The 15520-nt window shown below is 60.3% G+C and carries 15 protein-coding genes; 12 read left to right on the forward strand and 3 right to left on the reverse strand.

What is annotated here, in order from left to right:
* The 3 genes from AC097N_RS20910 to AC097N_RS20920 form a co-directional block, all read left to right on the forward strand.
* The coding region (locus AC097N_RS20910; protein WP_479584003.1) for a hypothetical protein at positions 1-348 on the forward strand (348 nt) is incomplete at its 5' end.
* A 208-nt stretch (positions 349-556) separates the two neighbouring features.
* Complete coding sequence (locus AC097N_RS20915) at positions 557-3097, forward strand: hypothetical protein (protein ID WP_479584004.1); 2541 nt, start codon at positions 557-559, stop codon at positions 3095-3097.
* Positions 3094-4548: a hypothetical protein gene (locus AC097N_RS20920; RefSeq protein ID WP_479584005.1), complete on the forward strand. Its 1455-nt coding sequence runs from the start codon at positions 3094-3096 to the stop codon at positions 4546-4548. Before AC097N_RS20915 ends, AC097N_RS20920 begins: the two co-directional genes overlap by 4 nt.
* Before the next feature lie 101 nt (positions 4549-4649).
* Here AC097N_RS20920 and AC097N_RS20925 read toward each other — a convergent pair whose 3' ends face one another.
* Entirely contained in the window at positions 4650-4961 is a 312-nt protein-coding gene (locus tag AC097N_RS20925; protein WP_479584006.1) for a hypothetical protein, read from the reverse strand.
* Here AC097N_RS20925 and AC097N_RS20930 point away from each other — a divergent pair.
* Together AC097N_RS20930 and AC097N_RS20935 are read left to right on the forward strand one after the other, a co-directional pair.
* Complete coding sequence (locus tag AC097N_RS20930; RefSeq protein ID WP_479584007.1) at positions 4954-5589, forward strand: hypothetical protein; 636 nt, start codon at positions 4954-4956, stop codon at positions 5587-5589. The two genes, AC097N_RS20925 and AC097N_RS20930, sit on opposite strands and share 8 nt — an antisense overlap.
* A 176-nt stretch (positions 5590-5765) precedes the next feature.
* Positions 5766-6431, forward strand: coding sequence for a hypothetical protein (locus tag AC097N_RS20935; protein WP_479584008.1), 666 nt, complete (start codon positions 5766-5768; stop codon positions 6429-6431).
* Between the two features lie 186 nt (positions 6432-6617).
* Here the strand turns inward: AC097N_RS20935 and AC097N_RS20940 are convergent, their stop codons facing one another.
* Positions 6618-7967: a diguanylate cyclase domain-containing protein gene (locus AC097N_RS20940; protein ID WP_479584009.1), complete on the reverse strand. Its 1350-nt coding sequence runs from the start codon at positions 7965-7967 to the stop codon at positions 6618-6620.
* 25 nt (positions 7968-7992) lie between these two features.
* Positions 7993-8904: a LysR family transcriptional regulator gene (locus AC097N_RS20945; protein ID WP_479584010.1), complete on the reverse strand. Its 912-nt coding sequence runs from the start codon at positions 8902-8904 to the stop codon at positions 7993-7995.
* Positions 8905-9043: 139 nt separating this feature from the next.
* On the opposite strand from AC097N_RS20945, the gene AC097N_RS20950 reads away from it, so the two are divergent.
* The 7 genes from AC097N_RS20950 to AC097N_RS20980 all read left to right on the forward strand — a co-directional run.
* Entirely contained in the window at positions 9044-9766 is a 723-nt protein-coding gene (locus AC097N_RS20950) for an HAD-IA family hydrolase (RefSeq protein ID WP_479584011.1), read from the forward strand.
* A gap of 22 nt (positions 9767-9788) precedes the next feature.
* Positions 9789-10514 (forward strand): ribulose-phosphate 3-epimerase, encoded by a 726-nt coding sequence (rpe, locus tag AC097N_RS20955; RefSeq protein WP_479584012.1) that lies wholly within the window; start codon positions 9789-9791, stop codon positions 10512-10514.
* A gap of 33 nt (positions 10515-10547) precedes the next feature.
* Positions 10548-11630, forward strand: coding sequence for a class 1 fructose-bisphosphatase (locus AC097N_RS20960; protein ID WP_479584013.1), 1083 nt, complete (start codon positions 10548-10550; stop codon positions 11628-11630).
* Between the two features lie 88 nt (positions 11631-11718).
* The gene (locus tag AC097N_RS20965) at positions 11719-12594 is read left to right on the forward strand and encodes a phosphoribulokinase (protein ID WP_479584014.1); all 876 of its coding nucleotides are present in this window, start codon (positions 11719-11721) and stop codon (positions 12592-12594) included.
* Between the two features lie 2 nt (positions 12595-12596).
* A complete protein-coding gene (gene tkt / locus AC097N_RS20970) occupies positions 12597-14663 on the forward strand; it encodes a transketolase (RefSeq protein WP_479584015.1) in 2067 nt (688 codons plus the stop codon).
* Complete coding sequence (locus AC097N_RS20975; RefSeq protein WP_479584016.1) at positions 14660-15328, forward strand: HAD-IA family hydrolase; 669 nt, start codon at positions 14660-14662, stop codon at positions 15326-15328. Before tkt ends, AC097N_RS20975 begins: the two co-directional genes overlap by 4 nt.
* A 60-nt stretch (positions 15329-15388) precedes the next feature.
* Positions 15389-15520: glyceraldehyde 3-phosphate dehydrogenase NAD-binding domain-containing protein (locus AC097N_RS20980; RefSeq protein ID WP_479584017.1), on the forward strand; the 132-nt coding region annotated here is incomplete at its 3' end.

Raw genomic sequence — 15520 nt, forward strand, 5'->3', positions numbered from 1 at the left:
GGGCCCGTTGCTGGCCCCGCGGTTTCCTCCCTCGAGGCTTGTACGACGCCCGCCCTTCAGTTCACTCCTGTCGCAACTGGTGCGCCGCTGCGGGTGGGCATCCTACAACCCTTAACATCAGGAGTCATTGAGGTTTTGGCAGTGAATGCCTCCAGAAGGCTGATTCCGGCCATTCGCACAAATAGCAAGAATCCCAACAAAAAATGGGAAGCTGACTTTCGATTTTGCCGGAACCGGCCGTTCGCGGCGGAGGCCATAAATTTGGGGGCAGCCACCCAGGAACGGAAATTGAATTCTTCAGGTGGCTGGCTCTTGAGCAGCGTGAGTAGTCTGTCACTTGGAAATTAGGAACACCCGGACTGGGCCAGATGCGGACGATGGCGGCTTTCGGGATCAGACCCTCATTGGCTGTGTATTTATACAAAAAACTGAAAAGCTCGGTGAGACTCTCAGGTGGCCACTTTGCGCGGCTCCCATGCTATGTTTCCGGTATGACGGCATCGATCAAAATAGAACTTCAACACGGCTTTCCATAAAACAACAGGAGTTTTGATTCATGACTGGAGAAAGGGACTACCAGAGAACCGTAGAAGACGGCCAGCGCAATCAGGACGTCAAAGTTCTCATCCAGAATTGGTGTGGTCACGCCAGGATTGAGAAGTTCGGTGGCACTGGAATGATCGAGGCGGCAACTGGCTTCCCAATTGGCCATCACTCGATGGCCTGTGACCATGCGCCTGCAGGCGGTTCTGCCACTTGGCATCTTGAGGATGCTGCGCTGGAGTTCTACGATCGCAATTGCGTGAGTTGCAAAGTCCGTCAGCCGTTGCGTCTCCCCAATCTTGTGGAGCTCGTGCGTCGCCGGGACCAGCAGGAGGCAGTCAGGCTCGCAGAGCAGAAGCTGGTTGCAAAGAAGCTCCGCGATGAATTTGACACCCGTCAAACAGCACGCGCGGCACTTCAAGCCAATGCAACGGTGCCAGTCGCCGCGTTGATTGAAGACCTGCAGTTGTTGGATCAAACCCGCGCGGAGCAGGTATCGGAGAAGATTATCGTGACCGCCCGCCTCGCACCAGAGGTGTTTAACGTCGACGTTGTCGATCATCTCTTCCATCTGATCGACGCGAACGAGTTGTGGGCGATTGAGACGGCGCTAAGCTGCCTCCGCATGGTCTCACTGGAACACAAGAGGCTCGTCGCCTGCGCGATGCAATGCCTCTCGTTAGGACGCAATACGAAGACTTCCGCCGAGATATTTCTCTCACACCTTGACTTGGTTGATGCGGCCCAAGTGCAGTCAGCTGTCAGGAGCCTGTGCTTCTTGGCCGCGCCGCCGCGTAGCGACTTTGATTGCTCTGAACCCGAGAAACGCCCCGAAGCGTTGCGGGCTTTGGCCTCTAGATTTTTCGCGCCAGTAGAAAAAGCGCTTGATGTCCTGATTGCCAGTAGCTCTGGCACTGATGTCAAGGCCGCAGCAAGGGCAATTCCACTCATATTCAGCGGCATCGCTTATCCATCAGGATTGGTTCGCGGCCTCGCAGCAAAACTCACTAGGGTCGATTCTCTGGTCGACTGTGATCGAGATTCGGAAATTGACAAAGTGGCGCACGAGCTGAAACGTGCGCTCAGTTGCGCCATGCTGGCCGATGATCAGCAGGTTGACACACTTCTTGCGAACTACTACCAGGGAGCATCCGGAGCGGGTGAGGCGCGCATCGCCAGCGTTTATTCCAGTCTGCTGAGGCTGCCAAGCAATCGATTTGAATCAGTGGATGCGATTTCCGATCTGAGGCCTTACGGAACGGCGCTTCGTCGCGTCCTGACGTGGGCTTCGGCAACGCAGAATCAGGAAGTGATCCAAGAGGTTCATGAAGCCTTGCGGCACTTTCCAGAACAACTTGCTCAGGTTGCGTATGAGCAAATGGAAAACCTGCTTGGAACCGCCGCATTGGTTGATCAGGCTCTCGCAGATTTCATGAATTCGCCGGTACCTCCTGAAGATGCGAACGATTTCCTGGCGCATATGGATCGCAGCAACCAGAGGCAGCGACTGGCTGGCCTACGCGCTGTTATCCTGGAATGGGCCAGCGGTGCGGCGGCGGCGAATCCAGCGGCAGCAGGAAAATTCATTGACTTCGTCGCCAGCGACGTACAGTGGCCGGAGCAGTTTCGCAGTGCTCTCATCAAGGCTTTGCCGCCGCTGATGAACACAGCAGCATCGACGAATGCAGTCCTACCATTTCTGTATAGTGCCATGGTCGGAGAGTCTGCACAGGTGAGAATGGCAGCTGCTCGGGCGCTTCAGGAACTGCGTGGATCGCGTGTGAAAGACCTTCCTTCCCTTGTGCATGACGCATTTCTGTTGCTGCTGTCTGACCCTATCATCGGTGTGCATCAATCTGCCGTCGAGGCGCTGGAACGCATTTCCCTTCCTGATGAGTACGAGAGGCGCATTACTGCGCGGTTGATGACGATCTTCAATGCGTACGCTCATGAGGATCAATCACATGATGACTTTCGTGTGACCTGCATAGAACTGTTGGTAAGCCGCCTACACAGTGAGCCTCGCTTTTCTGGTGAATGGGCGCGCATCTTTGTTGCGGTGCTGATGAAGGTCGACGACATTACCCTGTTGCGACAGGGTCGTTCATGGATGTTAAAGCGGCTTGTCAACGTCGAAGGCTTTCCCGATCTACTCCTGAAGCTGTTGCATTCAGCGAAGCGTCATGATCACCATGACGAACAATTGCTTTCGTTGCTGCGCGCACTTCCCAAAGACAGCTTGCTGGGCATACGCGCGAGTCTTGTCGCCTTGTGTGAGCAGTTACCTCGCGACCAGGTGCTTGCCGCTGCCTGCATCGAGGTTCTCAGTGCGGCGGACGCATGGGACGCTGCTGCGAAGATTGCAAGGTATTTACACGATGCCTTGGCCGATTCAACGCGGATGCGTGTGCGCAAACAATACGCACAGTTGACGATACTCGCAATCGAGTTTGAGCGACATTTGGCGGATGGATGCCATTCGGATGCTCTCGGATGCGCTGCCCGCTGGCGGCACATCTTGGAAGAGGTGAAATGTAGCAGGAGCGATGAATGAGACAAAGCCTAGTCAGCCCCGACATCTTTTCTTCACGCCTGAATGCCGTAGAAGCGTTGTTGCGGTTTCCAACAGCGACAGGCACGGAAGACCTAAATGCGCTGGCCAGCGATCTGGATTCGATATCGGTGTCGTTTTCCAATCCGACTGCCGCCGTTGCATACGCTGCGTTTGCAGGGTTGGCGCGTCTTGCGGCTACTGTTGCCGATTGGTACGGTGCCGTCTTGATGGCGCACTCTGATGCTGACCGCTTCTTGCGTAGCGCTAAGGCGCGCCACCAACTATGGCTCAAAGAATATGAAGGGCAGGTGGCGACAGCCAGACTAGTTCTGGCAAGTGGAACGTTACCGGACTTATCGAGTCTGGACGATGCGGTGAAGTTGCTCAATGCAATCGGTGCCGTGCCACTGCCGCTAGGCATGCTCGCCCAGGAATTGCCCTTTTCGAGGATTCATGGCCCGCACCTCGAAGAACGTTCCAAGACTGAACCACTCGCGCTCACGGTCGCATTCCTGAAATTTCAGATTGATTCGGTCGATGTGCAGCACATCCACCAGCTGACGCCTGGAGAAGTCCACGATTTGGAGTTAGAAGTTCGCGTTTCGCGATGGCCTGCAGAACACAGTGAACTCCAGTTGACACCTGTCTCTGTGGAACTTGCCTCAACGTATGAGTTTCCGAGTTTCAGCTTTACTCGCCCGGACTGCGAGCCACCGTACATCTTGCATCAACGCGCGCGTGCTGTTCTGAAAGCATCGCAAGGCTTACACGCGCGACCATTCGAGTTCAAATATACGGCGGAGTTCTTGCCGCCCAAGTCGGAGCAACCGGTTGCGATCGTGGGACATCGCACGCTGCTGATCGATGGCACAGATCCGTCGCGTTCCCTTTGCGGCTACCCGGCATTGGATCGTCGCCTCATCGAGCTCCGTGAGACCTTACGGAAAGCTTCTGGAATGACGCAACCGGAACTACTCAACTTATTGACAGTCCTCGCCACGCTGTTTAACTTGGCTGGCAGTGCAGTTCAAGACGCATTGTTTCCGGGCAAGCGGTCCGAGGCCGAATTTCAATCTGATGTACGAGCCGCACTGCGACGCAATCCATCCATCGGGATCGAATTGGACGAACACGCCAATGCTGCGGGTGGTATCACTGATTTGTCGTTCCGTGGAATCCCTATTGAATTGAAGGTTGAAAGCGCAGCACTTTTTGCCTTGGAGGATGGGAAGCGCTTTGCTTCCCAAGCAGCCTCCTATGCAGTGGCGAAGGGCAAAAAGACTGCAGTGCTCTGTCTGCTGGATTGCAGTAGCAAGAAAGGACCGCCCCGTGATCCTGCGCAATTAGTGAGCCTTTTGTCTCTTGAAAACGGGGTTCAAGTTTGTGTGGTGGTGATGCAAGGAAACTTGCAGAAGCCGAGCGCGCTTTCGCGCGGCTCCGTGCACCAATAGTTTCGGATGAGTCATCTGTATGTCTGCTTTGGGTCGATAGTGTGAATTGACCAAACAGTTATGGCCGACCGCTTCGGGTCTTCTGCTGACCTATGTCTTAGCTATTGTGTGATCGCTGAGTGGTGCTTTTGAATCGGAATGAATGGCAAGGTGGACGCCGGAATCAGTGGTTTCTTAGGATCGGATTCGCTGGCCTTTTTGGCCTCGTATATGGCCGCATCGGCCCACTTGAGGATGTCGTCGTGGCTGGCCACGTCGTGCAGAAACAAGGTCACACCGATGCTGGCGGAGCAAGCGTGTTCGAGCGGGGTTACCGTTGACCCTTCGCGCTGAACTTGCAGGCGGTAGGGCTGGGCCAGCAGCCCGGCAATTTCCCCCGCCACGGTCAACGCCAGTGCGGCGGGTTTGTACAACGTGCTGCAGGCGCTGCGCGAGGGCAGGGCGCTAACCGCCAAAGAAAAAACCATCCACACCCAAGGGCTGGTCGGCGTGCTCAAAGACCTGCATGACGAGCTGGACGCCGCCGTGGTGCAAGCCTACGGCCTGCCCACGGGCGAGGGTGCGGCCAACACCGACGCCATCCTCACCCACTTGGTCGCCCTCAACGCCCGGCGCGCCGCCGAAGAGGCGCAAGGCCGCATCCGCTGGCTGCGCCCCGCGTTCCAGAATCCACAAGAATTGCTATCAAATAAAGAGCTGCTCCCGCACGTACAACGTGCGCTAGCGGGCGATTTTGTTCAAGGAAATCAGTATCAAATTGATAGCGCCGACGAGGCCGCCGAAGTTGCCGCAGGCGCCGCTGCGCCAGTCAGCGCCACGGTGGTGGCCCAGGCCTGGCCTGCCACGCTGCCCGAGCAGGTTCGCGCCGTCGCCCAGGTGCTGGCCAGCGCCCCCGGCCCCTTGAGCCTGTCTGCGCTGGAAGCCCGCTTCAAAGGCCGCGGCCCCTGGAAAAAAGGCCTGCCCCTCTTGCTGCAAACCCTGGAAGCCCTGGGCCGCGCGCAGCAGGTGGCGCTGGGTGCCGAGGCGGGTTGGCGTGCTTGATCAGACGAAAAATGGGAGGAATAAAAATGAAAACCACACACTGGCTGCTCACCTTGGCTGGAGCAACGCTATCGCTGTCTGCGCCTGCAGCAACCATTTACCTGTGCAAAGCCTAAGATGGCGGCACCTTCTGGGCCAAGGCCCACTGCAATTACGTTAGAGGGCTGAGCCACCGCATGAGAAACCTGTGTCGTATCTATTTTCGTGACGTTGCGACGTTGCGGTCGTTCTATTGGGTGGAGTTGGCCGAAGATCAGAGCATCTACTTTGGTACCTCGAACTCCAATCACTTCAAGACGGGGCATGCGGGTACGTCAATCGCAGAGCTTGGCGGCATGCACATCCTTCCCGACGTCGATGGCCGTCCGATGTCACCGACAGAGCTTAAGACCAAGCATTCGATCCACGGTTCGGGCATCGTCAACCTACCTACACAAACCGCAGCTATGCGCGACCGATACGAGATAAAGCCTCCAAGAAATGGCTTTGACTCGCTACCGATTGTCGGAGTTCTTCCCATGAGTCCAGAACGGTATCCTGTATCCCACAAGACCCCCAAGCAAACTGATCTTGTCTTCAACGCGAGCTGTTGCTCGTCGCACCCCATTGGGCTGCTGATTTATTTGAAGGTAGTCGGCTTACCCGACCCACCTCCCATAGCTTTCGCGAGGCAGCGCGTAGCTGCGTTCGCCGAGGAATCGGTTCGCCTGGGAAACTTCTTGCTCTGCCTTGCAATCTATTCCGATCCAACTCAAATCCCAACTTGGCAGCCGAAGGAAGTCCAAGTCATGGGACATCCGTCATCACCCGGTGAAAAGCCAAACTGGCCCTTCTTCGCATAGCGATGCGGCTTCTAATCCATCAATCGACGCTGCCGTCCTGTCGTTGGACTTCACTCGCCTACTGTCCGTCGGTCACTGTCGGCTTTGAACGACTGGTATTCGGAAATCTGAAAGTCAGCTTGGGGTCTTGCCGACCTATGTCTTGACTATTGTGTGATCGCTGAATGACCTCTCTGGCACCTAGCCTTAGGAGCGGTGAACCCTGATCAGGCTCTTGCCGGCTTTTTTGGCCTCGTACATGGCCGCGTCAGCCCATTTGAGGATGTCGTCGTGGCTTGCCGTGTCGTGCAGAAACAAGGCCACCCCGATGCTGGCCGTGCACAGGTGCTCGATGGGCGGTACGACGGGCTCCGGCCCCTGCGCATGAAAGCAATAGGGCTGGGCCAACAGTTCGGCAATTTTGCCGGCCACGATCAGCGCCAGCGCGGCGGACTCGGTCGGGTTGGCCGTCAGGTTGGACAGCAGCACCACAAATTCATCGCCGCCAAAGCGCACCACGGTGTCTGTCTCACGCACGCATAGTTGAAGGCGCTGGGCCACCTCGACCAGCAGCAAATCGCCCACCAGGTGGCCGTGGGTGTCGTTGAGCGCCTTGAAGTTGTCCAGGTCAATCACCATCAACGCGGCGTGGCAGTCGTTGCGCTTGCTGGCGAGCCGGGTCTGGTTGATGCGCTCTGTGAGCACACGCCGGTTGGGCAGGTTGGTCAGTGCGTCGTGAAAGGCCAGGTGGAGCACCTGGTCGGCCACCTGCATGCGGGCTTCGCTTTCCCGCTGCACGAAGGCCGAGCGTTTGTGCTCGGTGACGTCGCGCCAGGCGACGTGAATGGCGGGGACACCTTCGTAGTCAATGGGCGTGGCCTGGGCCTGCACGTCGATGGCTGTGCCATCGAGTTTGAGGAATTTCATCTCGACCAGGGGGACGTCAAGCCGCTCCTCAATGACCTTGCTCATCCGGCTCTGCGCCATGGGTAAATCGTCCGGGTGCACACGGTCGCGTGACGCCTGGCCCAGCAAGTCTTGCGCCGAGTTGGCGCCATACATCTGCACGGCAACCGGATTGACGTAGATGAATTTTCCATCGCGCAGGATGTTGATGGCGTCCAGCGAATGGTCCACCAACGCTTGGTAACGCGCCCGGCCCTCGTGCAAGGCCCGCTCCATTTGCTTCACAGCGGTGATGTCCAGCAAGGTAATGACGGCCCCCGCCTTCTCCTCATGCCTGGTGCGGTAGGGGCGTATGCGCGCCTCCAGCCAGGTGTTGGCCGCTCCTTGCACGGGGGCGTCCTGGGGTAGTCGCTGGTCCAAAACGGTTTGCGTGGCCTGGAGCAAGGCGTCGCACCCGGGCAGGTTGGCAAATACCTGGCTCAGCGGTCGGCCTACCTCGCACCAGACGAGGTTGGGGAGCTGCGCGGCGTGCCCGGTGAGGCACTCGATGCGCATGGTCCGGTCCACAAAAATGGCCGCCACACCGGCATCTTCCAGCAGGTTGATCAGGTCAGCGTTGAGTGGGTTGAGTTCAAGCATCTTGGTCTTCAAGGCGGTTTTACCAGCTTTTTGGCATTCAGCTCCACGAATCCATCAGCGCACCGGCCTGCTCGATCAAAAAATCCTTGAACGCCTGGGCGGCGGGGGACAATTTTTTGTGGCTCATGTGGGTGACATACCAATGCCCCATGGAAGGTAGGCCTTCTATGTCCACCAGCGCAATGTGCCCACTGGCCAGTTCATGGCGCACGGTGCGCAGGGACAAAAAGCTCAGCCCCATACCCGCCATCACCGCCTGCTTGATGGTCTCGTTGCTGGGCATCTCCATTACCACGTTCAGCGGCGTCTGGCGCTCTGAAAACAGCCGCTCCATGGCGGCGCGGGTGCCGGAGCCTTCTTCCCGCACGACAAAGCGGTGGTCTGCCAACGCTGAAAACGGCAACTGCTTGCGCCGTACCAGCACGTGGTTGGGGGCGGCCAGGATGGCCAGCGGGTTGGTGGCAAATGAGGTGGCCTGGCAGTCCAGGTGGGCGGGGGCGCGGCCCATCACCACGAGGTCGGCCTCATTGCGGGCCAGCAAGCCCAGAATGTTTTCGCGGTTGTCGATCTTGAGCTGGATGTCGATGCCCTGAAACAGCTTGCCAAAGCGCACCAGCAGCATCGGCACAAAGTATTTGGCAGTGCTGACCACGGCCAGGTCAATGCGGCCTTTCTTCAGGCCCACGTACTCGGCCATCTGAGCCTCCAGGTCTTTGAGCTGGCCCATGGCGCCAATGGCGTGGGTCAAAAAAGCCTCGCCCGCGTGCGTGAGCTGGATGGTGCGCCCCATGGGCTCAATCAGCGGCAGACCAAAGGCGTCTTCCAGTTGGCGGATTTGCATCGACACGGCGGGCTGGGTCACAAACAGGCGCTCGGCCGCCTTGGAGACCGAGCGCTGGCGCGCCACTTCCATGAAGGTCTGGATTTGTTTCAGGGTGTAGGGACGCATGGGGCTGGTGGTGTTTCATCAGGTTTGTCTGATGTTTTTTTAATAAAACGTGATTAGAGTTTATGAGTTAAGCCGATTAAAGTAAATCCAGAGCCACAGATTTGTGCCCGATTGCCCTCGAAACTGAAGAAAGAAACCGATGTCCACCCCGACCCTTCAAGCGCTGATTTTTGATGTGGATGGCACGCTGGCCGACACCGAAAGCGCGCACCTCGCCGCGTTCAACCACGCGTTTGCCGAACTGGGCCTGGGCTGGCATTGGGATGAGGTCTTGTACACCTCGCTGCTCAATATCTCGGGCGGCAAGGAGCGCATCCGGCATTACTGGGCGCAGGCGCACCCCGACATCCAGGCCCTGAATGGCCAGGCCGTGCAGGAAACCATCAACCGCATTCACGAACTCAAAACCGCGGCCTACGAGAGCGCCGTGAACGACGGTGCCGTGACCCTGCGCCCCGGCGTGCTCAAGCTGATGGACGAGGCCATGGCGGCCGGCCTGCAGCTGGCGATTGCCACCACCACCTCGCCGGTCAATATTGCGGCCCTGCTGCGCCGCGCGGTGGGTCCGGACTGGCGTTTCAACTTCACGGCGATTGGCGATGCGTCCACCGCGCCCATCAAAAAACCCGACCCGCAGGTGTACCTGCACATGCTGTCGGCCCTGCGCCTGGCGCCTGCACAGTGCCTGGCGTTTGAGGATTCCAGCAACGGCTTGCGTGCCGCCACGGCGGCCGGACTGGCCACGCTGATCACGCCCACGCGCTTCACCGACCACCATGATTTTGCCGGTGCCATGCGGGTGCTGCCTGATCTCGGCACCGTGAACCTGGCGCAATTGCAGCGCTGGCGCCAGCAAGCCTGATTTTTTAATTGAAAGCCCCACCATGACCTTGACCACCGCGGCGTCCCCGAGCGCCTCTTCCCCAACGCTTCGACTGGCGCCCAGCATCCTGTCGGCCGATTTTTCCCGCCTGGGTGACGAGGTGCGCGCCATTGAAGCCGCCGGGGCCGACCTGGTGCACTTTGACGTGATGGACAACCACTACGTGCCCAACCTCACCATCGGGCCGCTGGTGTGCGAGGCGATTCGCCCGCATGTGTCGATCCCGATTGACGTGCACCTGATGGTGGAGCCGGTGGATGCGCTGATTCCGCTGTTTGCCAAGGCCGGGGCCAACCTCATCACCTTTCACCCTGAAGCCTCCCGCCATGTGGACCGCACCCTGTCGCTGATCCGCGAGCATGGCTGCAAGGCCGGACTGGTGCTGAACCCGGCCACCTCCGTGGAGTGGCTGGACCATGTGATGGACCGGCTGGACATCATCCTGCTGATGAGCGTGAACCCCGGCTTTGGCGGGCAGCAGTTCATCCCGTCCACGCTGGCCAAGTTGCGCGTGGTGCGGCAAAAAATTGACGCCCACGTGGCCGCGGGTGGCCAGCCCATCTGGCTGGAGGTGGACGGCGGCGTGAAGCTCGACAACATTGCCGACATCGTGCGCGCCGGGGCCGACACCTGCGTGGCGGGCAGCGCCGTGTTCGGCGCCCCCGACGCCGACGGCGGTTACCACCACGTGATGCGTGAGTTGCGCCGCCGCGCTGCGGCCCCTTGATTGACTGATTAAAAAACGACTGAAAGAACTGCCATGCCTTTAAACCATCGCTCCACCCTGACCCAGTTCCTGATCGAGGAGCGCCGCCGCTTTCCCGACGCCAGCGGGGACTTCAATGCCCTGATTCTGGACGTGGCCATTGCCTGCAAGGCCATCGCCCGCGCCGTGGCGTTTGGCGAGTTGGGCGGCGTCATGGGTAACCACGCTGCCGAAGAGGGCGGTTCGGTCAATGTGCAGGGCGAGACGCAAAAGAAGCTGGATGTATTGAGCAACCAGGTGTTCATCCGCCGCACCGAATGGGCGGGCAACCTGGCGGGCATGGCCTCTGAAGAGATGGACCTGCCGTACCAGATTCCGGCCCAGTACCCGCGCGGCAAATACCTGCTGGTGTTTGACCCGCTGGACGGCTCCAGCAACATTGACGTGAACGTGTCGGTGGGCAGCATCTTCTCCATCCTGCGCGGCCCGGACACCGGGATGGATGTGTGCGAAGCCGATTTTCTGCAGCCCGGCCTGAAGCAGGTGGCGGCCGGCTACGCCCTGTATGGCCCCACCACCATGCTGGTGCTGACCGTGGGCGACGGTGTGAACGGCTTCACGCTGGACCCCAACCTGGGTGAGTTCATGCTGACGCATCCCAAGATGCAGATACCGGCCGACACGCATGAGTTCGCCATCAACGCCTCGAACAGCCGCTTCTGGGAAGCGCCCGTGACGCGTTATGTGGACGAATGCCTGGCCGGCAAAACCGGCCCGCGCGCCAAAGACTTCAACATGCGCTGGATTGCCAGCATGGTGGCCGAGGCACACCGCATCCTGATGCGTGGCGGCGTGTTTTTGTACCCGCGTGACAGCAAGGACGCCAGCAAACCGGGCCGCCTGCGCCTGCTGTACGAGGCCAACCCCATCGGCATGATCATGGAGCAGGCGGGCGGGCGCGCCTCCACCGGCGAAAAACCCATGATGACCGTGCAGCCCACCAGCCTGCACCAGCGCATTGGCCTGGTGTTTGGTTCCAAAAGCGAGGTGGAGCGCATCGAGCGCTACCACGCCGAGCCCATCAAGGCCGAGCTGAACAACCCGCTGTTTGCCGAGCGCAGCCTGTTCAGAGACTGATTTGCTATTGTTTTTATAGCTACTCGCGCACGTAGTACGTGGGCTAGAGGCCGATTTCTTATAAATTCTAACTCCAGGAGACAACGCCATGTCTGAACGCCACCCCATCATCGCCATCACCGGCTCCAGCGGCGCGGGCACCACCTCGGTGACCCGCACGTTCGAGAACATCTTCCGCCGCGAGAACGTGAATGCCGCCGTCATCGAGGGCGACAGCTTTCACCGCCATGACCGCAAGGAAATGAAGCTGCGCCTGGCCGAGGCCGAGAAAGCGGGCAACAACAACTTCAGCCACTTCGGCCCCGAGAACAACATGTTCCCCGAGTTGGAGGCGCTGTTTCGCGACTACGCCGCCACCGGCACCGGCAAGCGCCGCAAGTACCTGCATGACACGGAAGAGGCGGCCCCCTACAAACAGGAGCCCGGCACCTTTACCCCGTGGGAAGACGTGCCCGCCAAAACCGACCTGCTGTTTTACGAAGGCCTGCACGGCGCCGTGGTCACGCCCGAGGTGAACATTGCCCAGCACCCCGACCTGCTGATTGGCGTGGTGCCTGTCATCAACCTGGAGTGGATTCAAAAACTCTGGCGCGACAAGTCCAAGCGCGGCTACAGCACCGAGGCGGTGACCGACACCATCCTGCGCCGCATGCCGGACTACGTGAACTACATCTGCCCGCAGTTCATGCACACGCATGTCAACTTCCAGCGCGTGCCGATGGTGGACACCTCCAACCCGTTCATTGCGCGGGACATTCCCAGCCCGGACGAGAGCATGGTGGTGATTCGGTTTGCCAAACCCAAGGGCATTGATTTCCAGTACCTGCTCAACATGATTGACGCCAGCTTCATGAGCCGCGCCAACACCATCGTGGTGCCCGGCGGCAAGATGGAACTGGCCATGCAACTGATCTTCACGCCCTTTATCTGGCGAATGATGGACCGCCAAAGAAAGGCAGGCTGACCATGACACACACCCTGAACGTCCCCACCCCCGGGATGGCCCGCCAGATGGCCAATGCCATCCGCATGCTCGCCGTTGATGCGGTTGAAAAAGCCAAGTCCGGCCACCCCGGCGCCCCCATGGGCATGGCCGACATTGCCGAGGTGCTGTGGAACCGACACCTGAGTCATAACCCCGCCAACCCGCACTGGCCCAACCGCGACCGCTTTGTCCTGAGCAACGGCCACGGCTCGATGCTGATCTATGCCCTGTTGCACCTCACGGGCTACGACCTGCCCATGGCGGAGTTGAAAAACTTCCGCCAGCTGCACAGCAAAACCGCCGGTCACCCGGAATTTGCCATCACCCCCGGCGTGGAGACCACGACCGGCCCCCTGGGCCAGGGCCTGACCAACGCGGTGGGCATGGCGCTGGCCGAGAAGATGCTGGCCGCCGAATTCAACCGCGAGGACGAGGACGTGAGCCACACCATCGTGGACCACTTCACCTATGTCTTCATGGGCGATGGTTGCCTGATGGAGGGCATCAGCCACGAGGCCTGCTCGCTGGCCGGCACGCTGCGCCTGTCCAAGCTGATTGGTTTTTACGACGACAACGGCATCTCGATTGACGGCCACGTGGAAGGCTGGTTCACCGACGACACGCCCAAGCGTTTTGAGGCCTACGGCTGGCACGTGATTCCCGCCGTGGACGGGCACGACCCGGTGGCGCTGGACGCCGCCGTGCGCGCCGCCCGTGCCCAGGCGGGGCTGCCGCATGGCAAACCCACGCTGATCTGCTGCAAGACCGTCATCGGCATGGGTTCGCCCAACAAGGCCGGTACGCACGACGTGCATGGCGCCGCCCTGGGCGCGGCCGAGGTGGCCGCCACCCGCGAGGCCCTGGGCTGGACGGCGGCACCGTTTGAGATTCCGGCTGACATTGCCGACGCCTGGAACGCCGTGGCACGGGGCCAGGTGGCTGAGCGCGCCTGGCGCACGCGCTTTGAGGCATATCGCACGCAGTACCCGCTGGAGGCCGCCGAGTTCGAGCGCCGCATGGCGGGCGATTTGCTGCCCGCGTTCACCGCCCAGTTGCCTGAACTGCTGGCCACTATTGCCGCCCAACCCGCCGCCGTGGCCACCCGCAAGGCCAGCCAGAACGCGCTGGACCTGTTGAGCCGACAAGTGCCCGAGTTCTTTGGCGGCAGTGCCGATTTGACGGGCTCCAACCTGACCAACTTCAAGGGCTGCGTCAAAGCGGGGCGCGACGCCTGGGGCAACCACCTGAGCTACGGCGTGCGCGAATTTGGCATGGCTGCCATCATGAATGGCATCGCCCTGCATGGCGGCTACATCCCTTATGGCGGCACATTTTTGACCTTCAGCGACTACAGCCGCAACGCCATCCGCATGGCCGCGCTGATGAAAATTCGGGTCATCCACGTCTTCACCCATGACAGCATTGGCCTGGGCGAAGACGGCCCCACGCACCAGAGCGTGGAGCACATTCCGAGCCTGCGCATCATCCCGGGGCTGGACGTGTGGCGCCCGGCGGACGGGCTGGAAACGGCCGTGGCCTGGGCCCACGCCATTGAGCGCCGCGATGGCCCCAGCGCGCTGTGCCTGTCGCGCCAGAACCTGCCTCGCCTCACCGGAGGCGCCGACACGGCGGCGGGCATGAGCCAGCTCATCCGGCGCGGTGGCTATGTGCTGTCGGACCCCCCGGGGGCGCAGGCGGTGATTGTGTCCACCGGCTCCGAGCTGGAGCTGGCCATCGTGGCGCAGGCGCTGTTGGCCCATGAAGGCATCGCCGTGCGCGTGGTGTCCATGCCGTGCACCAATGTGTTTGACCGCCAGAGCGAGGCCTACCAGGAGATGGTCTTGCCGCTGGGCCTGCCGGCGGTGGCGATCGAGGCCGCGCACCCTGACTTCTGGCGCAAGTACGTGGGCCGCACCGGGGTGGTGGTGGGCATCGCCAGTTTTGGGGAGTCGGCCCCGGCCAAAGACTTGTACGCCCACTTCGGCATCACGGCCCAGCGGGTGGTGGACGCCGCCCGCACGTTGGTTCACCGGGCCCCCGCACCATGAATAACTTTGATTTGGTCATGTTTGACCTCGACGGCACGCTGATCGAAACCGCGCCCGAGATTTGCGACGCGGTGAACGACACGCTGCGCCGCTTCCAGTTGCCCGACGTGACGCAGGGCCAGGTGAATGACTGGATTGGCCACGGCACGCGTGAGTTGCTGATTCAGGCCCTGGCCTTCAGCAGCATGAAGGACGTGGGAACCGTGCGCTGCAGCGACAGCCTGGCCCTGATGGCTGCCGAGTTTGACAAGCACTACCAGGCCCGCTGCGGCACCCGCAGCCACCTCTACCCGCAGGTGCGCGAAACCCTGACCGCCTTGCGCATCCGGGGCGTGAAGCTGGCCGTGGTGACCAACAAGGAGGGTCGTTTCACGGCCACCGTGCTGGACGTGCACAACATGGCGCCGCTGCTCGACGCCGTGGTCAGTGGCGACACGCTGCCCACCAAAAAACCCCACCCGGCGGGCATTGAGCACTGTCTTGCGCAGTTTGGCGTGCCACGGCACCGCGCCTTGTTTGTGGGCGACTCCAGCATCGACGTGGCCACGGCCCGCAGTGCGGGGGTGACCGTCTGGGCGCTGCCCTATGGCTACAACATGGGCCAGCCGATTGAGGCCTGCGCGCCGGACCGGGTGATTGCCGATTGCTCGGCGCTATTGAATTAATAGCTGCCTGCGCACGGTTCGCGGGGGCTACAGGCCATTTTTATACATAAGGAAAACGTCATGACCATCAAAATAGGTATCAACGGCTTCGGCCGCATCGGCCGCAACGTGTTGCGCGCCGCCGTGCAAAACTTCAGCGACATCGAAATTGTCGGCATCAACGACTTGTTGGAGCCCGAGTACCTGGCCTAC

This window comes from Rhodoferax sp. LS1R11, from assembly GCF_056521395.1.

Coding starts and splice junctions, on each gene's coding strand:
- AC097N_RS20965 (WP_479584014.1), top strand. CDS start 11,719: ATGTCTGAACGCCACCCCATCATCGCCATCACCGGCTCCAGCGGCGCG.
- AC097N_RS20945 (WP_479584010.1), bottom strand. CDS start 8,904: ATGCGTCCCTACACCCTGAAACAAATCCAGACCTTCATGGAAGTGGCG.
- AC097N_RS20960 (WP_479584013.1), top strand. CDS start 10,548: ATGCCTTTAAACCATCGCTCCACCCTGACCCAGTTCCTGATCGAGGAG.
- tkt (WP_479584015.1), top strand. CDS start 12,597: ATGACACACACCCTGAACGTCCCCACCCCCGGGATGGCCCGCCAGATG.
- AC097N_RS20920 (WP_479584005.1), top strand. CDS start 3,094: ATGAGACAAAGCCTAGTCAGCCCCGACATCTTTTCTTCACGCCTGAAT.
- rpe (WP_479584012.1), top strand. CDS start 9,789: ATGACCTTGACCACCGCGGCGTCCCCGAGCGCCTCTTCCCCAACGCTT.
- AC097N_RS20935 (WP_479584008.1), top strand. CDS start 5,766: ATGAGAAACCTGTGTCGTATCTATTTTCGTGACGTTGCGACGTTGCGG.
- AC097N_RS20975 (WP_479584016.1), top strand. CDS start 14,660: ATGAATAACTTTGATTTGGTCATGTTTGACCTCGACGGCACGCTGATC.
- AC097N_RS20950 (WP_479584011.1), top strand. CDS start 9,044: ATGTCCACCCCGACCCTTCAAGCGCTGATTTTTGATGTGGATGGCACG.
- AC097N_RS20915 (WP_479584004.1), top strand. CDS start 557: ATGACTGGAGAAAGGGACTACCAGAGAACCGTAGAAGACGGCCAGCGC.